11 protein-coding genes are annotated in these 19,278 nt (G+C 63.2%); 10 read left to right on the top strand and 1 reads right to left on the bottom strand.

Annotation, left to right across the window (positions count from 1 at the left end):
* The first annotated feature begins 131 nt into the window (after nt 1–131).
* The 10 genes from recC (at nt 132) to WCY17_RS02140 (ending at nt 17,700) form a co-directional block, all read left to right on the top strand.
* Nucleotides 132–3,740: an exodeoxyribonuclease V subunit gamma gene (gene recC / locus WCY17_RS02185; protein WP_372700532.1), complete on the top strand. Its 3,609-nt coding sequence runs from the start codon at nt 132–134 to the stop codon at nt 3,738–3,740.
* Nucleotides 3,737–7,510 carry an exodeoxyribonuclease V subunit beta gene (gene recB, locus WCY17_RS02180; RefSeq protein WP_372700531.1) on the top strand — a complete coding sequence of 1,258 codons (3,774 nt, stop codon included), beginning with the start codon at nt 3,737–3,739 and terminating at the stop codon, nt 7,508–7,510. Before recC ends, recB begins: the two co-directional genes overlap by 4 nt.
* Nucleotides 7,507–9,576 (top strand): exodeoxyribonuclease V subunit alpha, encoded by a 2,070-nt coding sequence (recD, locus tag WCY17_RS02175; protein WP_372700530.1) that lies wholly within the window; start codon nt 7,507–7,509, stop codon nt 9,574–9,576. Before recB ends, recD begins: the two co-directional genes overlap by 4 nt.
* A 457-nt stretch (nt 9,577–10,033) precedes the next feature.
* Nucleotides 10,034–10,864, top strand: a complete 831-nt coding sequence (locus tag WCY17_RS02170) for a transporter substrate-binding domain-containing protein (protein ID WP_372700529.1) — start codon at nt 10,034–10,036, stop codon at nt 10,862–10,864.
* A 148-nt stretch (nt 10,865–11,012) separates the two neighbouring features.
* A complete protein-coding gene (locus WCY17_RS02165; protein WP_372700528.1) occupies nt 11,013–12,539 on the top strand; it encodes an amino acid ABC transporter permease/ATP-binding protein in 1,527 nt (508 codons plus the stop codon).
* A 39-nt stretch (nt 12,540–12,578) separates the two neighbouring features.
* A complete protein-coding gene (locus WCY17_RS02160; RefSeq protein WP_372700527.1) occupies nt 12,579–13,664 on the top strand; it encodes an FAD-dependent oxidoreductase in 1,086 nt (361 codons plus the stop codon).
* 30 nt (nt 13,665–13,694) lie between these two features.
* Entirely contained in the window at nt 13,695–14,915 is a 1,221-nt protein-coding gene (locus tag WCY17_RS02155) for a M20/M25/M40 family metallo-hydrolase (RefSeq protein ID WP_372700526.1), read from the top strand.
* 14 nt (nt 14,916–14,929) lie between these two features.
* Nucleotides 14,930–15,808 carry a polysaccharide deacetylase gene (locus WCY17_RS02150; protein ID WP_372700525.1) on the top strand — a complete coding sequence of 293 codons (879 nt, stop codon included), beginning with the start codon at nt 14,930–14,932 and terminating at the stop codon, nt 15,806–15,808.
* Complete coding sequence (locus WCY17_RS02145; RefSeq protein ID WP_372700524.1) at nt 15,801–16,793, top strand: D-2-hydroxyacid dehydrogenase; 993 nt, start codon at nt 15,801–15,803, stop codon at nt 16,791–16,793. Before WCY17_RS02150 ends, WCY17_RS02145 begins: the two co-directional genes overlap by 8 nt.
* 22 nt (nt 16,794–16,815) lie before the next feature.
* Nucleotides 16,816–17,700: a MurR/RpiR family transcriptional regulator gene (locus tag WCY17_RS02140; RefSeq protein WP_372700523.1), complete on the top strand. Its 885-nt coding sequence runs from the start codon at nt 16,816–16,818 to the stop codon at nt 17,698–17,700.
* Between the two features lie 56 nt (nt 17,701–17,756).
* Here the strand turns inward: WCY17_RS02140 and WCY17_RS02135 are convergent, their stop codons facing one another.
* A complete protein-coding gene (locus WCY17_RS02135; RefSeq protein ID WP_372700522.1) occupies nt 17,757–19,277 on the bottom strand; it encodes a sugar ABC transporter ATP-binding protein in 1,521 nt (506 codons plus the stop codon).
* Nucleotide 19,278: the final 1 nt, after the last annotated feature.

Below are 19,278 nucleotides of genomic sequence, written 5' to 3'. Positions count from 1 at the left end.
CCCCAAAGCATGCGCAGGGGATGCCCTTGAAATGCGCAGGAGAGTTCCCTGGATATTCCTATATCATAAAGGACGCCTGTTTTCTCTGGAGGCGGACTCCAGTTCAAGGACCGATCTTGGCTACTACCGTCATGGATCCTGCAGAACCGGCCGCGGGGCTGATGCTGCTGCACGGCAATCGCCCCGAGGTGCTGCGCGAGGTGCTGATCGCCTGGCTGCGCGCCCATCCGCTGGGCCCGCTGGAAAATGAAACCATACTGGTGCACAGCAATGGTATCGCGCAATGGCTGCGTCTGGCGGTGGCGGAGCAGGGGGTGGCTGCGGCGCTGGACTTCGTGCTGCCCGCGCGTTTCGTCTGGCAGGCCTATCGGGTTGTCCTGGGGCCTGCGTTGGTACCCGAAGAGTCGCCGCTCGACAAGGCCAGCCTGCTCTGGCGCCTGATGCGCCTGCTGCCTGAATGGGCCCACGGGCTGCCGACCGGGCCGCTGGATGCGGGGGTCGAGGCCACACGACAGGGGGCAGGCTTGCGGCAATTTCTGGCTGATCCGGCCGATGTGCGCAAGCGCTACCAACTGGCCTGGCGCCTGGCGGATCTCTATGATCAGTACCAGGTCTACCGGGCCGACTGGCTCGATGCCTGGGCGCGGGGGCGCATGGTCCTGCCCGATGGCCGTGGTGGCGAAGTGCCACTGCCCCCGGGGCAACGCTGGCAGGCTCAACTGTGGCAGGCGGTACTGGCCGAGTGTGCGTCCACCGCACCCGTGGGGCGGGCGGCCATTCATCATGCGTTCATGCAGCAACTGGCGGATCCCGGGTCGGGGTGCCGGCCAGCCGGGTTGCCCAGGCGCATCGTGGTGTTCGGCATTTCCAGTCTGCCGTTGCAGGTGCTCGAGGCACTGGCCAGCCTGGCACGCTGGGCGCAGGTGGTGGTCTGCGTGCACAACCCCTGCCGGTATTACTGGGCGGACATCCAGGGCGAACGTGAACTGCTGCGTCGTCGCTTTCGGCGCCAGCGGCATCGCGATCGGCACGCCGTTGCGGTCGACGAGGCTCTGCTCGAGCAAGGCCAGCCCCTGCTGGCCTCCTGGGGGCGTCAGGGGCGTGATTTCGTGGCCGCATTGGATGATCATGATGATCCCGAAGTGCGCGCGCGGTTTGGTCATGAATTTGCTGCTTTGCAACATCGAATGGACCTGTTCGAATCGCCCGGTGGCGCTACGCTGCTCGCACAACTGCAGGACGACATCCTCGAACTGCGCAGCCTGCCTGAAAGTCGCAGCCAGTGGCCTGCCGTGGACGTATGCGCAGACGGCTCGATCCGCTTTCAGATGGCCTACAGCGCCCAGCGCGAAGTCGAGGCCTTGCACGACCAGTTGCTGGCCGCGTTTGCGGCAGATCCGACCCTGCAGCCGCGCGATGTCATCGTGATGGTACCGCGCATCGAAGAGTACGCAGCCTCGGTGCAGGCGGTGTTTGGCGTCTACCGGCGCAGTGACTGGCGTCATGTGCCGTACACTTTGGCCGACCGGGGCGAGCAGCAGGCCGACCCGTTGCTGATCGTACTCAGGCAGTTGCTGCAACTCCCCGAATGCCGGCTGGGCGTGGGGCAGCTTTTCGAATGGCTGGACGTGCCTGCCCTGCGGGCGCGTTTTGGCCTGCGTGAGGATCAGCTGCCCTTGTTGCGGCGCTGGGTGCAGCGCGCCAATGTCCGCTGGGGGCTGGATGCCGGGCACAAGGCCCTGTTCGATCTCGGTCAGGATGTGTCGGTGGCACAGCGCCATACCTGGCTGTTTGGCCTGCAGCGGCTGGTACTGGGCTATGCCGTCGGACAGGATGCGCAACCCTGGCTGGGTATGGAACCCTGCGCCGAGGCGGGCGGCCTGGAGGCCGAGGCCCTGGGTGGGCTCGCCCAGCTTCTGGACACGCTGCTCGAGTGGCTGCCACGGTTGCAGGGCAACGCCTCGGTGGCCGAGTGGGTAAACTGCTTTCGGCGGATGCTCGATGCCTGCTTCGAGCCCGTGTGCGACGAGGATGAGCGGACCCTCGAACGCTTTCGCGGCATTCTGGAAGATTGGCGGGGGGCCTGTGCGCTGGCGGCCTTCGATGACGAACTGCCGGTGGCGGTGGCGCTCGAGCACTGCTTCGGGCAACTCGACAGGGCTGGCCTTTCACAGCGCTTCTTTGGTGGCGCGGTGACCTTTGCCACACTGATGCCCATGCGGGCCATCCCCTTTCGGCGTGTCTACATGCTGGGCATGAACGATGGCGATTTCCCGCGTCGGCAGTGGGTGCCCGATTTCGATCTCATGGCCGTGCATCCGCGTGCCGGTGACCGTCTGCGCCGCGAAGAAGACCGCTACCTGTTTCTCGAAGCCCTGCTGTCGGCGCGTGAACATTTGTGCATCTCATGGGTCGCCCGCGATATTCGTGACAACACCGAACGCCCACCTTCAGTGCTGGTGGCGCAGTTGCGCACACATCTGGATCGCGGCTGGGCGTTGGCGGATGGCCGGACATCCGTGTCCGATGCCCTGACGGTGCGTCATCCGCTGCAGCCCTTCAGCCTCGAGTATTTTCCATCAGAGCCCGGGATGGCGGCATGCGCCAATGATCCGCGCGTGCTGTGGACGTACGCCGCCGAATGGCGTCAGCCAGCGATGCGAGCCGCAAACCAGGCGGCGCCAGCTGGGGGCACTGCTGGACCGGACACCGGCCCGGACGCTGGCAATGCATCGGCGCCGGTACGTACCCTGTCCGAACTGCAGCGGTTTTTGCGGCAACCGCTGGCGTGCTTTCTGCAGCACCGCCTGCAAGTGTCATTCCCGTCTGGTCCAGACCTGCCGGAGGATACCGAGCCGTATGATCTCGATGGCCTGCAGCGCTGGCAACTGCTGGATGGCTTGCTGTCCACGCTGCGGTCCGCCTTGCTGTCCTCGAACGCACCTGACGCCCCGGCGCTTCTGGCCGATGGCCCCGATGCCGATCTGCTGCGGCCCGTCCTCGAACGCCTGCGGCGTGCCGGGGATCTTCCCGACGCTGCCCTGGGGGATATTCTTGAACGGGAACTGCTCGAAAAACTGGCTATCCCGCTCGAACGCTGTCGCGCAGCCTGCCGGCACTGGCCCGAGATCGCGCCGGATGACCTGCGCATCCAGCAGACGGTCACGCTGAGCAGCCACATACTGCGGGTCGAGGGCCGCCTGGGGGGCTGGCGATGCGATCCGGCTGGCCAGTGGGCCCGGATCCACCTTCTGGCCAGTGGTCTCGTGAAAGGCTCGGGCAGAAACCCCCGCTACGACCTGCGCCATGCCCTGTCGGCCTGGGTCGAGCATGTGGCGGGTCACGTCCAGGGCAGGGCGCATCATTCCCTGCTGATCAGCCCGAAAGGGGCGATCGAGTTCGAACCGCTCGAGTCCGGGCAAGCCCGGGAGATCTGGCATGAACTCTGGCGGGCCTGGGTCGATGGCATGCAGGCACCCATGCCTGTCGAGGCCGACACGGCACTCACCTGGTTGCGCCAGGGTGCCTCCCGAGACCCCGACAGCCCGGCATATGTCAAGGCGCAGGCCTGTTTTGCAGCCCGTGCGGCGGGTCAACCCGTGTGGCGGCGCTACTATCCGGACTTCGATGCACTGTGTGCGCATGATGGCTTTTTTGATGCGGCCCGGCGCCTGTATGGCGCCCTCGATGATGCGGTCCGCCGGCCTGGTGGCACGGAACGGCCTGGGGTGCCGGCATGACGCTGTCCGATCGCACGCCGCCGGGGCAGCCCGCATCGCGCGATGAGCGCTGCGTCGATTCGGATGGACAGCGCGCCATGGGCGATCTTTCAGCGGTTGAACCGCTCGGTTTTCCGCTGCAGGGCAGCCACCTGATCGAGGCCAGCGCGGGCACCGGCAAGACCTGGACCATTGCGGCGCTGTACCTGCGGCTCGTGCTCGGTCATGGCGAGCAGGTGCCGCGCCGGCCGGCCGATATCCTGGTATTGACCTTCACGGATGCAGCAGCCCAGGAATTGCGCGACCGGATCCGTACGCGCCTGGACGAGGCCGCCTGGGCGTTTGCGCAGTCGGCCGCCCAACCAGACCGGTTGCCCGATGACGAATTCCTCGCCGGGCTCGTGTGCGAGCATCCGCCTGCGCAGCGCGCTGCCGCAGCACAAATGCTGGATCTGGCGGCCCAGTCCATGGACGAGGCCGCGATCTCCACCATCCATTCCTGGTGCCGACGGGTTCTGCAGGAACATGCGTTTGAAAGCGGCAGCCTGTTCGATTGGCAGATGCAGACCGACCTGCACGAACCGATCCGGCTTTGTGTCTGGGATTACTGGCGTACCTGCGTGGCGGGTCTGCCCATGGCCGCGCTCCAGGATGTCCAGCAGGTCTGGTCCGGGCCTGGCGCCTTGCTCCGGGCCTGCGGCGGTCTGCTCACGCGGGCGGATCTTCCGCGCGGCGATGGGCGCAGTCTGTACGCGTGCTGGCAGGCCCACCAGACTGAACGCCTGGCCCATCTGGCCGGCCTCAAGGGGCCCTGGAAGGCCGGGGCGGACGAACTGCGGGCCTGGCTCGACGGGGAGGGTTCGCGCTGCAGTCTGCGGAAACAGGATTGGCGGCGCTGGCTCAATGACCTCGAACACTGGGCTGCGGATCCGACCTGCGAGATGCTGGATCTGAAGACCGGCTGGGAACGCCTGTCGCCGTCGGGTCTGGCCGAGAAATGTGTCGCGCCCCTGCCAGACCGTATCCGTGCCCTGTGCACGGATCTCGTGGCCTTGAGCGGTGCCCTGAAACGCCTGCCGTCGTTGCAGGCGGTGCTCTATGTGCACGCTTTGGCCTGGCTGGCGCGCCGTTTGCAGAATGACCTCGAGCGCGCAGGTCAGCTGGGTTTCGACGGCCTGCTGGCCAGGCTCGATACAGCGCTTGCGGGCGACTCCGGGCAGGCGCTGCGAGATGCCGTGCGGCGGCAGTTTCCGGTCGTGCTGATCGATGAATTTCAGGATACCGATCCCGTACAGTACCGGATTTTCGACCGCGTCTATCGGGTTGCAGAGAACGATCCGCGCGGCCTGCTGGTGCTGATCGGTGATCCGAAACAGTCCATCTACGGGTTTCGTGGTGCCGACGTGCATACGTATTTGCGTGCGGCACGTGCTTGTCCCGGCCGGATTCACACGCTGGATTGCAATTTCCGTTCGGCAGCCCCCATGGTGCGGGCCGTCAATCGCTGTTTTCAGCAAGCGGGGCCGAGCGCATTTCCCAGTGGCCGTCCAGGCGAGTATCTGGGGTTTCAGCCTGTGCGCGCACACGGGCTCGAACACACCTGGGAGATCCATGATCAGCCGGTTCCTGCCCTGTCGGCCTGCTGGCTGGAGCCGACCGCGCCCGACAGACCCTGGACCTTGCAGGCATTCGATGGGGCTGTGGCGCAAGCCTGCGCCCATCGGATTGCCGATTGGCTGGCCAAGGGAGCTGCGGGGGTGGCCGGGCTGCGCGGGCCGCAGGGCCTGCAGGCCATTCAGGCCGGGGATATCGCAGTCCTGGTGGCCTCGGCGGCGCAGGCCCAGCTGATCCGGCTGGCATTGGCCCGGGCAGGCCTGCGCAGCGTCTATCTGTCCGAGCGCGATTCGGTCTATCACTCGCTGGCTGCGCAGGATCTGTCGATCTGCCTGCAGGCCTGTGCCGAGCCGGGGGTCGAGGCGCGTGTGCGGGCGGCGCTGGCGACTCCGCTGCTGGGCATGAGCGATGGCGCACTGGAGCGTCTGGTGCATGATGAACTGGCCTGGGACGAGCAGGTCGAGCGCTTCCAGGGATACCTGCAATCCTGGCTGCGCCGTGGGGTCTTGCCCATGCTGAGGCAGTTGCTGCATGATTTCGAGGTGCCGGCCCGTCTGTTGGCCGATGGGCATGACGGCGAGCGGCTGCTGACGGATTGCCTGCATCTGGCCGAATTGCTGCAGCAGGAATCACTGCGTCTCGATGGCCCGCAGGCGCTGCTGCATCATCTGCAGATGCAATGCGCCGAGACCGGCTTGCCGGATGGTACCGATGCGCGTTGCCTGCGCCTGGAAAGCGATCGGCACCTCATCCGGGTCGTGACCATCCACAAGTCCAAGGGGCTGGAATATCCCTTTGTATTCCTGCCTTTTGCCTGCCGCCCCAGTGGGCGGTCCAGCAATGGTTTTCAGCCGTATCAATTGCCCGATGCAGATGGGTTGCGCTGGGTGTTCGCCCCCGATGACGACGATCAGGCCCGGCAGGCCGAAGAAAGGCTGGGCGAGGAAGTGCGCAAGTTGTATGTGGGCCTGACACGCGCGCGCCATGCCGTCTGGCTGGCGCTCGGGCCGATGCCGCACAATGCCGGCACGGGCCTGGGGCACCTGCTTGGGGATGACCTGCGCGCCGGCTGGCAAGCCCTGGTGGATTCCTGTGCCGGGGCGGTGGGCTGGGACGACCCGCTTCCTGACAGCGTGCCGTGCCTGACGGCGACACCCGAACCCGCACCGGGGCCCGTCCGGCAGATGCGGGCCCCGGCCGTGGCGCAGGACTGGTGGATTGCCAGTTACTCGGCAATGCAGCGTGAATCCGCGCTCGGCTCGCCGGATCCCTATCATCCTGAACCGGCGCGCAGCGCCGATGAGGACACCCTGATCGAAACCTGGCACGCAGAGGGCAGGCCGGACTCCGTGCCCGACGAGCCTGGCCTGTTCGAGGCCGCAGACGGGGCCACAGCGGCGCTGTCCGATCCCTGGCTCGATGTGCTGGCGGATTTTCCGCGCGGCAGCCAGGCCGGCACCTTTCTGCACGGCTTGCTCGAATGGGCGGCCCGGCGTGATTTCAAGGCGCTGGACGATGCGCGTGACATGATTGCCCGGCGCTGTGCGGTACGCGGCTGGGCGTCCCATATCGAGGCACTGCATGCCTGGCTGCTGCGCTTCGCGCAGACGCGCTGGTGCCTGTCCCTGGCGCAACGGCCCGTGCTGCAACTCGATGCGCTGGACGCCTGTCTGCCCGAAATGGAATTCTGGATGCCGGTGCAGGACGTCGATGTGTCGGCCATCGATGCCCTGGCCAGCAGGCACATCTGTCCTGGCCAGCCTCGACCAGCTTTGAGCGCGGCCCGGCTCAATGGCATGTTCAAGGGGTTTGTCGATCTCGTGCTGCAGAGCGAAGGCCGCTATTACCTGGTGGATTACAAATCCAATCATCTCGGGGTACGGGCCGCGGATTATGATGCGCCAGGCCTGCAGGCTGCCATGCTGAAGTCTCGGTACGACGTGCAGATGATGGTGTATCTGCTTGCCCTGCACCGGCAGTTGCGCGCCCGTTTGGTCGATTACGACTTTGCGCGCGACATGGGGGGCGCCGTGTACATGTTCCTGCGTGGTCAGGAATGCCCTGGCCAGGGCCTGTTCGCATTCAGGCCCTCATGGGCCGCAATCGACGCGCTCGACGGCCTGTTCGCCGGTGTGCCAGCCGCTGCGGCGCCGAAACAACGGGCTGACGGGTCATGAGCACCGTGTTTTCAGCAGCAGCACGAAGCAGCGACATCGATGGGGGCCCCGCCTGGTTGCGTTTCTCTGCGGCCAGCGTTCTGGGTCCACTGGATATTGCCCTGGGGCGGTTTCTGCATGGGCATGACCCCCAGGCGCCCGAACTCGCCCTGCAACTGGCCTGTCTGTGCAGCGCACGCCTGGGGCAGGGGCATCCCGGCCTGGATCTGGCGGCGCTCTTCCAGCGCACGATGCCAGAGCGCCCGGAGTGGCTGGCCGGTACCCTGGCAGACGGCTTGCAGGCGCTCGAGCAGGCGCGTTTCGTGGGCGATGGCAGCGGTGCCGAGCCGCTGATTCTCGCCGGGACGCATCTGTATCTTGCGCGCTATTGGCACGCGGCACGCCGTATCCGGACGTGGATACAGCACCACCTGGCGATGCCGCTGCCGCCCCTGCCGGATACTGCGCAGATTCGGGCCCTGTTCGACATGCTGTTCGGGCCAGTGGGCGACTCGAAAGCAGCGCCGGACTGGCAGCGGCTGGCTTGCGCCACGGCGTTGCTGCACCGCTTCAGCATCATCACGGGCGGGCCAGGCACCGGCAAGACGACGACGGTGGTCCGCCTGCTGGCCCTGCTGCTGGCGCTCGACGGTGCCACGGCGCAGGGTTCCCGCTTGCGGATCCGGCTGGCGGCGCCCACGGGCAAGGCGGCTGCGCGGTTGACCGAGTCCATGGCCAGCGTGCTGGCGCACTGGCACGACCAGCCCGCCCTGGCCATCCTGCACGAGTCGATGCCCGAGAAGGCGCATACCCTGCATCGCCTGTTGGGGATGCGTTTCGATCATGTGCGCCCATACCATCATGCCGGCAATCCACTCGATCTCGATGTATTGGTCGTGGACGAGGCGTCGATGCTGGATATCGAGCTGATGGACGCCATGCTGGCGGCGCTGCCGGATTCCGCACGCCTGGTGCTGCTGGGTGACAAGGATCAGCTCGCGTCGGTCGAGGCGGGTGCCATCCTGGGTGAACTGTGCCGGCGTGCCGAACGGGGCCATTATCGCCCCGGACATGCCGAACGGCTGCGCACGCTGTGTGGCGAGGCGCCTGGACAGCGCTGGCTCGATGCGGATGGCACGGCGCTGGATCAGGCCATCGTCATGCTGCGCCACAGTCACCGATTCCGGGCGGACAGCGGGATCGGCCGTCTGGCGCGGATCGTGCACGATGAGGATCTGCCGGCACTGCGCGCCCTGATCCAGACGCCCCTGGCCGATTTGCGCTGGATCCTGCCCCGGTCCAGGCGTGCAGAGGGCCCTGCAGACCATTCGATGCCAGCGACGGACGACTATTCAACACTGGCGCCGCGCGGCCATTCGACGCCAGCGACGCACGGCCAGTCAGCGTCAGCGACAGACTGGTTGCTGGCTGCCGGTGTGCTGAGTGCACAGGGCTATCCGGCATTGTTCGCCAGGGTACACGATGGGCCCGGTGCCGAAGCTCCGGCCATGCAGCGCGATGCCTGGGCCGCAGAAATCCTGCATCAGCAAGCGCAATTCCAGGTTCTGTGCGCCTTGCGGCAGGGGGCCTGGGGCATCGAGGGCCTGAACCAGCTTCTCGAGGCCCGTCTGCGACAGCTCGGGTGTATTGGCCAGATCGCTGGCGCCTGGTATGCCGGCCGCCCGGTTCTGGTGTTGCGCAATCAGCCCGCACTGGGCCTGGCCAATGGTGACATGGGCGTTGCATTGCCGATTGCCGACCCCCGACAGCCACTTCAGCCCCGTCTTCGTGTCGCCTTCCCGAGCTCGGTACCCGGTGAGCTGCGCTGGATCTCGCCGGCGCGGCTGGCCCATGTTGAAACGGCGTATGCGCTGACGGTGCACAAGTCGCAGGGTTCGGAGTTCGATCGGGTCGTGCTCGTGCTTCCAGAGCGCCCGGGGCCCGTATTGACGCGCGAACTGCTGTATACCGGCCTGACCCGGGCGCGTACGCACCTGTGCATCGTGTCGCCAGGGGGCACCACGGTCATCGAGCAGGCCCTGCACAATCCCGTACGAAGGGAAGGTGGATTGTTTCAGATGGATTGATGCAATATTTGTTGCAATAACATGTAACGGAATTGTCCGAGCCTCATGTTCGGGTGTTGGACGCTGCGTCTGTGCCCAGGGCGGGTGAAGCCGGCCCGGAAAGATCCGCAAAGACTCATCCATGGCCCATGCGGCCACTGATCCGGATTTTGACGATTCATCAACCCCATGAATATCAATCATAATTCCTGCTCGAAGAGCAGGTGTCGCCCGCCGTTTCGCCCAGCGCTGCCAGGGTTCGACTGGCGGAATGGTGATGTTCGGAGCATGCCAGAAAGGGGCTATTCGTAGTCTGAATGGTCATAGGCTACCATTTGAGCAAGGGTAATCCCTAGTTTGGCGTCTGCAATTTTTATTGCATAGTGCCGATGGCATACCGTTCAAATTGATTCAGATCAAATATACAGCCCCGGTATGCACCCGATTTCCATTGGCATGAACCTTCCTGGAGGATGACATGAAAAAGACCCTGAATTTCACGACTGGAGCGCTCGCTGCGGTGATCCTGTCGAGCCCGTTGCTGCTGCCCCAGGCCGCCCTGGCCAAGACCATCACGGTAGTCAGTTCGGGCCCGCTGCAGCCCTACAACTACGTGGACGAAAACGAAAAATGGGTGGGGCTGCAGGCCGAAGCCCTGGATTATGCTGCCAAGAAGGCCGGCTATGACCTCGAATACCGCACCATGGCGTTCGAGAATGAGATCCCGGCGCTGCTCAACGGCAAGGTGGACATCGCTTCGGGCATCTACATCACCAAAGAGCGTTTCGAGAAACTGGATTTCATCCCCCTGGTGAAATCAGGCTTCGGCATCCTGTCCACAAAGGAATTCGCCAAGGATGTCAAGGACTGGACGAGCTACTGCGGCAAGGACATCGCCATGCACTTCTCGGCACCCACCGAGAATGCGGTGAAGGCGATGAACGAGAAGTACTGCCCGGCAGACAACCCGGCCATTTCGGCGCCCAGCAGCGGCAATATCCCCGATCGCATCACGGCGGTCAGGAACGGCCGGGCGGCTGGTGCCATCGATGACGTCAACATGTGGCGCGCAGCGGCTTCGCGCATCCCTGAAGTCACCGTGGCGCTGGAGCAGGTGGGCAACCAGGTGTACTGGCCGATCGCATTCAAGAAAGGCTCGCCACTGCGCGCGGAACTGCTGCCCTATATTTCTGAATTCCTGAACACCAAGCTCGCAGAAGAGTCGTCCATGAAATTCGGCATGGGCAAGAATGTCTATGTCAGCGGGGACATCGATACGGTGATCGAGGACTATCTGAAAGACAAGTAATCCATCCGCCGGTGCCGACGGGCCCGTGGTGATGACGCCCGGCGTGCCCGCCGTCGCGTCCGCATCGGACCCTGCACCGGCAACCCCATATGGCCGCATGGCCAGGCAGGCTGCCTGGCCGCTCACCCTGAATCGAGCCTGACCGACCGTGTTTAGCGAATTTCTCAAATACCTGACGCTGCCCTACCTTCTGGAGGGCGCGTACATTGCCATCAAGATATGGATCATATCCTTCATCATCTCGTCAGTCATGGGCATGGTGTTCGCGCTGATCCGCCAGAGCAAGCACATGGCCCCGCTCAGGTACCTGGTGGTGTTCTATGTCTGGTTCATCCGTGGCACACCCATCATATTGCAACTGGTCGTCTGGTATAACCTGCTGCCGCTTCTGGGCTACGACATCGATGAATTCTGGACGGCAGTCATTGCACTGTCGGTCTGCTTTTCCGCCTATCTGTGCGAAGTATTCCGCGGCGGGCTGATGGCCGTGCAGCCGGGGCAGATCGAAGCCGCGCAATCCATGGGTTTTGGCCGCCTGGCGGTCACCCGGTTCTTTTCCATTCCCCAGGCGCTGCGTACGTGCACGCCATCGCTGATCAATTTCGCGATCCTGCTGATGAAGGACACGTCGATCACATCGGTGATCGCCGTCAGTGAGCTGACCTTGCGCAGCAACACGATCGTGGCACGAAATTTCGAGTACATTCCTGTCTTTGGTGCTGCGCTGTGTATCTACCTGCTGCTCACCACGGCGCTCACGCTTCTGCAGCATTACACCGAAGTCTTCCTGGACTATGACAACAAAGAGCGTCGGCTGCTGCGCAGGGCCGGGAAACTACCGGCCGAGAAGAGTGGCAACCTGGCCGATTTCCTGGCCGATTCCAAAACGGGTCAGCACAGAAACGAGGAATCCGTCCGCTTTCGCGGCGTGACCAAGTCCTTTGGCGACAATGTCGTGCTGCAGGACATCGACCTGACCATCAAGAGCGGGCAGACCACCTGCATCCTGGGGCCCAGTGGTGCCGGCAAGAGCACGCTGCTGCGGACCATCAACCTGCTCGAGCCCATCGACAAGGGGTCGGTCTGGGTGAATGGCACCGATGTGGCTGATCCTTCGTGGAAACGCTGGTATCGGCGCACGATGCCGGAAACCTTGAAGGTACTGCGCCGGCGCAAGGCGGCGACTGCCATGGTCTTTCAGCAGTTCAATCTGTTCGAGAACTATTCGGTGCTCGACAATCTGTCGCTGACACCCATCCACGTCATGAAGCGCGATACCCGCACCGCCCGGAAAGAAGCGCTGCAACTGCTCAACCTGCTGGGCCTGTCCGCTTTGGCGAACCGGATGCCGCAGCGCTTGTCCGGTGGTGAAAAGCAGCGCATCGGCATCCTGCGCGCCCTGGCCGTACGCCCCAAGACCCTGCTCTTCGATGAGCCGACGTCGGCCCTGGATCCGGAGCGGGTGGGCGAGGTCATCAACGTGATGCGCGATCTGTCGGCTGCCGGCGCCACCATGATCGTGGTGACCCATGAGCTCGAATTTGCCCGCACGTGCGCGGATTGGGTCGTGTTCATGGCCGATGGGCGTGTGGTCGAGGAGGGCTATCCGGAAGACATGTTCCAGAGCCCGAAGACGGATCGGTTCAGGCAGTTCCTCGAAGGCATGTCGAACTGACCCGAGCTGTACAACATCGTATTTTTGAGAGAGGAAAAAATGAAGATCATCATCGTAGGCGGTGGCATCGGGGGGCTCTCGGCTGCTGCGGGCTTGTTGAAACTGGGGATCGACGTCACGGTGCTGGAGCGCGCCGATGCCATCCGTACCGCCGGCGCCGGCCTGAACATCTGGCCCAATGGCGGGCGCGCCCTGGGTGCGCTGGGGCTGAAGAGGGAATACGATGATATTTCCGTGCGCCTGATGAAATACATCAACTACAGCAGCGCCGGGGTGCTGCTGCGCACGATAGACACTTCGGACTGGGGCGATCGCTATGGCGCGTATGCCACAGGCCTGCATCGGCGGGCGCTGAACCTCATGCTGGCAGACGCCGTGGGTTATGAAAACATCCGCTTCAATACCGAGATCACCAGTATCCGGCAGGAAGGCGACAAGGTCTATTGCATGACCAGCGATGACAAGACGCTCGAAGCCGATGCCGTGATCGGGGCCGACGGTGTGCATTCCCGGGTGCGTACGTCGCTCATCGGCGACGTCTCCTTGCGTGAAAACGAATACCATGCGTTCCGTTGCCGCGCGATCTTCGATCTGACCGAGACGTCTTTTGCGCGCGATGCGCAAACCGGCTCGTATGACGAGGATGGTTTCGTCTCTGTGATGCCCATCGGCAAGGGCAAGGCCTACTGGTTCGGTTCGATCAACGGTGCCCGCACCCTGGATGAGTTCATCGACACCGTGTCGCGCTGGAAGCTGGCAGAATTGCCCGAGCTCGTGGCCTCGACCTCGAAAGGGGTGATTCTTGAAAACCACCTGCAGGACTTCGGTGGCATTCCGTTTCGCTGGACCCATGGCCGCGTGACCCTGATGGGCGACGCGGCGCATGCCGTCATGCCGGATCTGGCCCAGGGGGCCACGCAGACCCTGATCGACGCCGCGGCCCTGCAGGCGGCCTTCACCGAGACCCTGAATCCCGTGGTGGCCTTCCAGCGCTACGAGCAGCGCCGCCGGCCCACGGCCGATCACCTCGTGGCCTGCTCGGCGCGTGGCAATTTCATGGGTGGGCGGCGGGTCAATCCGATCGCCATACGTTATATGACCGAAGTCGAAGCTTTTCAGGGCTGAACGACACGCTTGAAACACAAGGTTGAAAACATGGATCCCTATCAATTTGATGTCCAGGAACTGGCCCATCTGGCCCAGGCGCTGGTGTCGGCCGAGTCCCCGAATCCCCCCGGAGACGTCACCCGTCCCATGAACGTGGCGATCGGCTATCTGCAGCAGAACGGCATTCCCTATATCGAGCTCACCAAGGACCCTCAGCGTGAAAAGCTGAATCTGGTGGCACGGGTGGTGGGGGCCAGGCCCGGTCCCAGGGTCATCCTGAACGCGCACCTGGATGTCTTTCCGGGTGGCCGATCCACATCGGCCGGCCGCCCGGCGGGGCAGGATCAGGCCGGCCCACTGTCGAGGATCGTGGGGCGCGGTGCCGTTGACATGAAAAGTGGTGCAGCGGCTTTCATGACCATCATGAAGCATTTCTCCACGCGCACAGAATCCCTGTGCGGCGAGATCACCCTGTGCCTGGTCTCCGATGAAGAAACCTTCGGCCCCTATGGCAGCCGGGCCCTGCTCGAGTTCTTTCCTTCCCTGGCGGGCGACTATCTCCTGAGCACGGAGCCTTCATCGGCCAGCGTCGTGCGCTACGGCGAGCGTGGGTTTTGCTGGGTTGAAGTGACTTTTGCCGGGCCGGGTGGGCATGGTGCCTATCCTTCGGCAAAGCCCTCGCCCATCGATACGGCAGGGGCCTTCATCGCCGCCCTGCGTGAACGCTGGCCGGAAGCCCGCAACACGTCGGGCAGCATCGGGCAGGATGTACTGGCCCCCAAGGGGCACTCCTTCGTGAATGACATCTCGCTCAGCCTGGGCATGATCCAGGGGGGGGACAAGGTCAACATGAAACCCACGGACTGCACCATCTCGCTGGATTTCCGGATTCCGGTGGGCCAATGCGTGGATGACGTGCTCGTCCCCTTGCGTGCGCTGGTGCAGGCGCATGATGGCGAAATCGGCTATGTGAACTCTGGCGAACCCAACCAGAGCGATTCGACCGGGCCGTTGTTTCAGGCCATGTCAGCGGCGGTCGCAGCAGAAACAGGCCAGACACCGGCCCTGGCCGTCGGCCTGGGGTGCACCGACGCCCGGCTCTGGCGCTACCTGGGGGTGCCGGCTGCGGTCTATGGCCCTGATCCTTCCACCATGGCCTTCAGCGAAGAATGGCTGGATGTCGACCAGCTCGAGACCATTACGCGGGTTCACATGCGAACCATTTACGACATCACCAAGACACCTGTACAAGCCGCCGCGGCGGGCTAAGGAGAACGTACGACATGCTGGCTAACCCGATTACCTGGCCCAATGGGGCCCGTTGCGCGGTTGCGATCACCTTCGACATGGATTCCGACAGTATCCTGTATTCGGACCATGCCGACCGGGCATCCACCATGATTGGTACCGCATCGTGGCTGCGCTATGACCAGGTCGCCGTGCCGAGAATCCTCAAGCTCTATCAGAAGCACGACATCAAGCAGACTTTTTTCATACCGGGCTGGACGGCCGAGCGCTATGCCGGCATCGTGCGCGAGATCGTGGCCGAGGGGCATGAAGTGGCCCTGCACGGCTACTACCATGAAAAGCCCAACACGCTGAAGCCGGAAATCGAAAAATACTGGTTCGAAAAAAGCGTGGATGCCATCAGCACGGTGACCGGGCGCAAACCCGTGGGGTTCCGTGCGCCGAGCTATCGTTTTTCAAAGCACACGCTCGGGTATCTGCTCGATGCCGGCCTGCTGTATGACTCGTCTCTGATGAGTGACGACAACCCGTACCTGCTCGCCGACAAGGGCAGCGGCCGCACGCTCGTGGAACTGCCGACCGACTGGTCGCGTGATGACTGGCCACAGTACACCAACAACTCCGAACTGGGTTACCGCATGCCCATCAAGTCGCCCCGGGCCGCCATGGAGGTCTTCATTTCCGAATTCGATGCCGCCTGGGCGCACGGTGGCATGTGGGTGGCGGTCTGGCATCCGTTCGTGTCGGGGCGCCTGGCCCGGCTGATGGCGGTGGATGAAATGCTCGACTACATGAAGTCCAAGGGTGGGGTATGGTTTGCCACGCTCGAGGATATCGCCCGCCATGCCCGCGAGCAGATCGATCAGGGCCACTATGCGCCCATGATCGACAGCGTGCCGTTTCACGATGCCTGAACCTGAAAGCGGCGCCGCCCGGCAGGCCGAGAACGGCGTCATCCTGTCCGTCACACATGGCGGGCAGGCGCGCAAGGTCTGGGTGTACCGGCCCCGGGATGCGGATCTGTTCGTGGCCGAGGCCGAAAAGCGTGTTGCTGTCGAGGCGATCGAACCGCTGACCGACGCGGCCTTCGGCGAGGTCACCTGCGCGGTGGGCTGGCTGTATCCCCTGGATGTGCTGGAAAAATTCATTGAAATCCAGTGGGTGCAGTCGACCTCGTCGGGGCTGGATCATCTGCAGGGGTTCGCCCGCAGGCATCCGGGCGTGGCGCTCACGGCCATGCGTGGCCTGAATGCCGATGTCGTGGCAGAATATGCGCTGGCCCAGGTGCTGGGTCTTCGCTGGCGCACCCTGACCTACCATCGCCAGGCGCAGCAGAGGGTCTGGCGGGGGTACAAGGTACCAGACATTTCATCCACTGCGGCACTCATCATCGGCATGGGCAACATCGGTCAGCAGATCGCCAGGCATTTATCGACGCTGGGCATGCGGGTGCTGGCATTGCGCCGGCAAGCGAAACCTTGCGCACATGTTGATCAAGTGCTTGATTTCGGGCAGTTGCACATGGCGCTCGGCCAGGCGGATTACGTCATTCTCAGCCTGCCGCTCACCGCCGAGACCCGGTACCTGATCGGGGCACCCGAACTGGCCGCCATGAAACCAGGCGGGTATCTCATCAATCTGTCACGCGGTGGTATCGTCGACGAAGCCGCCCTTGCGCAGGCTTTGCAGCGTGCGGATATCGCCGGGGCCGTACTGGATGTAACCGAAACCGAACCCTATCCACCCGAGGGCCCGCTCTGGGGCGCACCCAACCTGTTGATCACCCCACATGTCGCAGGTGAGCACGCAGATTTTGCGCGCCGTGCCGCGCGGCACTGGGCTGAAAACCTGCGGCGCTTCCTGGCGCAGGGTGCGGCTGCGTTCCAGCCCGTCCGCTGAATGGGTCGACAGCGATCCCCGCATGGCCATAATCAGAGCATGCACGCAGATGAACCTGTTTGCCCGAATTGACAACTACAGCAGAAAGCTGACCAGTGCCGATGCGCGTATCCTGGACTATGTAAAAGGGTCCTATCCGCATGGCGTACTGGGCCCGGCACGCATCATTGCCGAGAAGGTCGGGGTCAGCACGGCCACCGTGATCCGGTTCTTCGACAAACTGGGCTATCAATCCTATGCGCAGTTGCAGGACGAGGCACGTTCCGATGTCTCCGCCAGGCTTTCGTCGCCCCTTGCCCGCGTGCACCTGACCGGGCCTGAGGTCCCGTCAGCGGCGGCGATCCTGAAAGGCACATTCGCCACCGATGCCAGCAATCTGGCAAGAACCTACAAAAGCAACCGGATCGCCGATTTTCAGAAGATCATCCAGACCATTCTGCATCTGGGCGATCGTACCCTGTATGTGATGGGTGCCCGAAACAGCGCTCCGGTGGCTCAGTACCTGCATGCCAACCTGAGTGCCTGTGTGCCCAGTACCGTGCTGCTGGCGGGCGATGACGGTACCCTGGGTGATGAACTGGCCAAGGTCGGGGCCGATGATGTCCTGTTCGTGATTTCGATTCGGCGCTATGCGCACAACACCATACAGGTAGCCAAATACTTCAAGGAAATTGGTGCGAAAGTGGTCTGCATCACAGACGGCAAGAACTCGCCGGTGGCCCAGCGCGCCGAAACCTGCCTGTTCGTCGATCTGAACAGCCTTTCGCCATTCGACTCTTTTACTGCGGCGTTCACCTTGTGCAATGCCATCGTCGGGGCCGTGGTGGCTCAGCGTCGCAAGGAAGTCGAGAAGTCGCTGCTGCGCAACCAGAAGGTCAGTGATTTTCTGCGGGTGTTCGAAAAATGACCAGTGTGCTGTTTGGTTGGTTTGTGCACTTGAATTCGAATCAGCCAAACAGCACACTAATGTACGGCCACGTACATGACTTCTTCCGGGGTCGCGACAGCCGGATCCATTTCGGCGACGATCTGCCCACTGCGGGCGACCAGGATGCGGTCCGAGATCGAGAGGATCTCGGGCAGGTACGATGAGACGACGATCACGGCCTTGCCGTCAGCGGCCAATGAGCGGATCAGTGCGTGGATCTCGGCAATCGCGCCTACATCCACGCCGCGCGTGGGTTCGTCGAGGATCACGATCTGTGGATCCTGCACCAGACTTTTCGCCAGCGTGACCTTCTGCTGGTTGCCACCCGAGAGCTCGATCACCTTGCTGTTGCCATCGATGCTCCTGATCTTCATCTTGTCGATCCACTGGGCCGCCAACTCTTTTTCGTGTGCCTTTCTGTATATCAGTTTCCAGCGTGCAATGCCGGAACGAAGCCAGCCCATGTAGATGTTTTCGCCGATATTCATGGTTTCGTAGAAGCCGGCCACCTTGCGGTCTTCGGTGACATAGGCGATGCCGTCCCGTACCGCCTGGGTGGGCACACGGTAGCGTATGGATTTGCCGTTCAGGTAAATCATGCCCCCCTTGAAGAAGTTGCGCTTGCGGATGCCGGCCACGACTTCCATCAGTTCTGTGCGCCCCGAGCCCACCAGGCCGGCGATGCCCAGGATTTCACCTTTATAGGCCGAGAACGACATGTTCCTGACTTTCGAGCCTGCGATGATGTTCTGCACCCTGAGGACGGGGGCCGTCTTGTAGATTGCTTCCGACCGGGTCCGGTCGGCCTGAGGCGTTGCCGAGATGTCACGCCCCACCATATGACGCACCAGGGTATCGCGATCGAATGCCGCGGCCTGATCGGAGGCCACGATTTCACCGTCGCGCATGACCGTGATCCGATCGGCGAGTTCGAGCGCCTCTTCGAGCGCGTGCGAGATGAAGACGATGGCGAAATTCTTTTCACGCAGCTCGAACAGCAGGCGAAACAGGTGCTGGGTTTCTTCAGGCGTGAGCGTGGCCGTGGGCTCATCGAAGATCAGGATGCGGGCCTGACGGTACACGGCGCGGGCAATCTCGACCATCTGCCGTTTGGCCGTGCCGATGGCGCTGCAGTATTCGAGAGGATCCACATTGAAATTCATCGAATTCATCAGTTCCTGGGCGTCCCGGTTGATGGTGCGCAGCTTGCACAGCGGGGTCTCGATGCCCAGGCGCAGGTTCTGGGCCACAGTGAGCGTGGGGATCAGGCTGTCTTCCTGGTAGACCATGGCGATGCCTTCGGCAAAGGCCTGTGCAGGGGACTGGAAATGGCATTCTTTGCCATTCACGAACAGCTGGCCGCTGCTCAGCTGTACCGTGCCGGCAATGGCTTTCGTGAGAGTGGACTTGCCGGCACCGTTCTCACCCACCAGCGCATGGATTTCGCCATTGCGGATCGTGAAATTCACATCCTTGATGGCGGGCACCCGGCCGTAATACTTGGTTGCGGCCACCAGCCGGACGGCTGCATCATGATCGAGATCATCTTGGGTCATG

Origin of the sequence: Castellaniella sp. (assembly GCF_041677825.1) — a bacterium.
In the GTDB taxonomy this organism is placed as follows: Bacteria; Pseudomonadota; Gammaproteobacteria; order Burkholderiales; family Burkholderiaceae_B; genus Castellaniella.
This window is presented reverse-complemented; position numbering and strand designations above follow the sequence as displayed.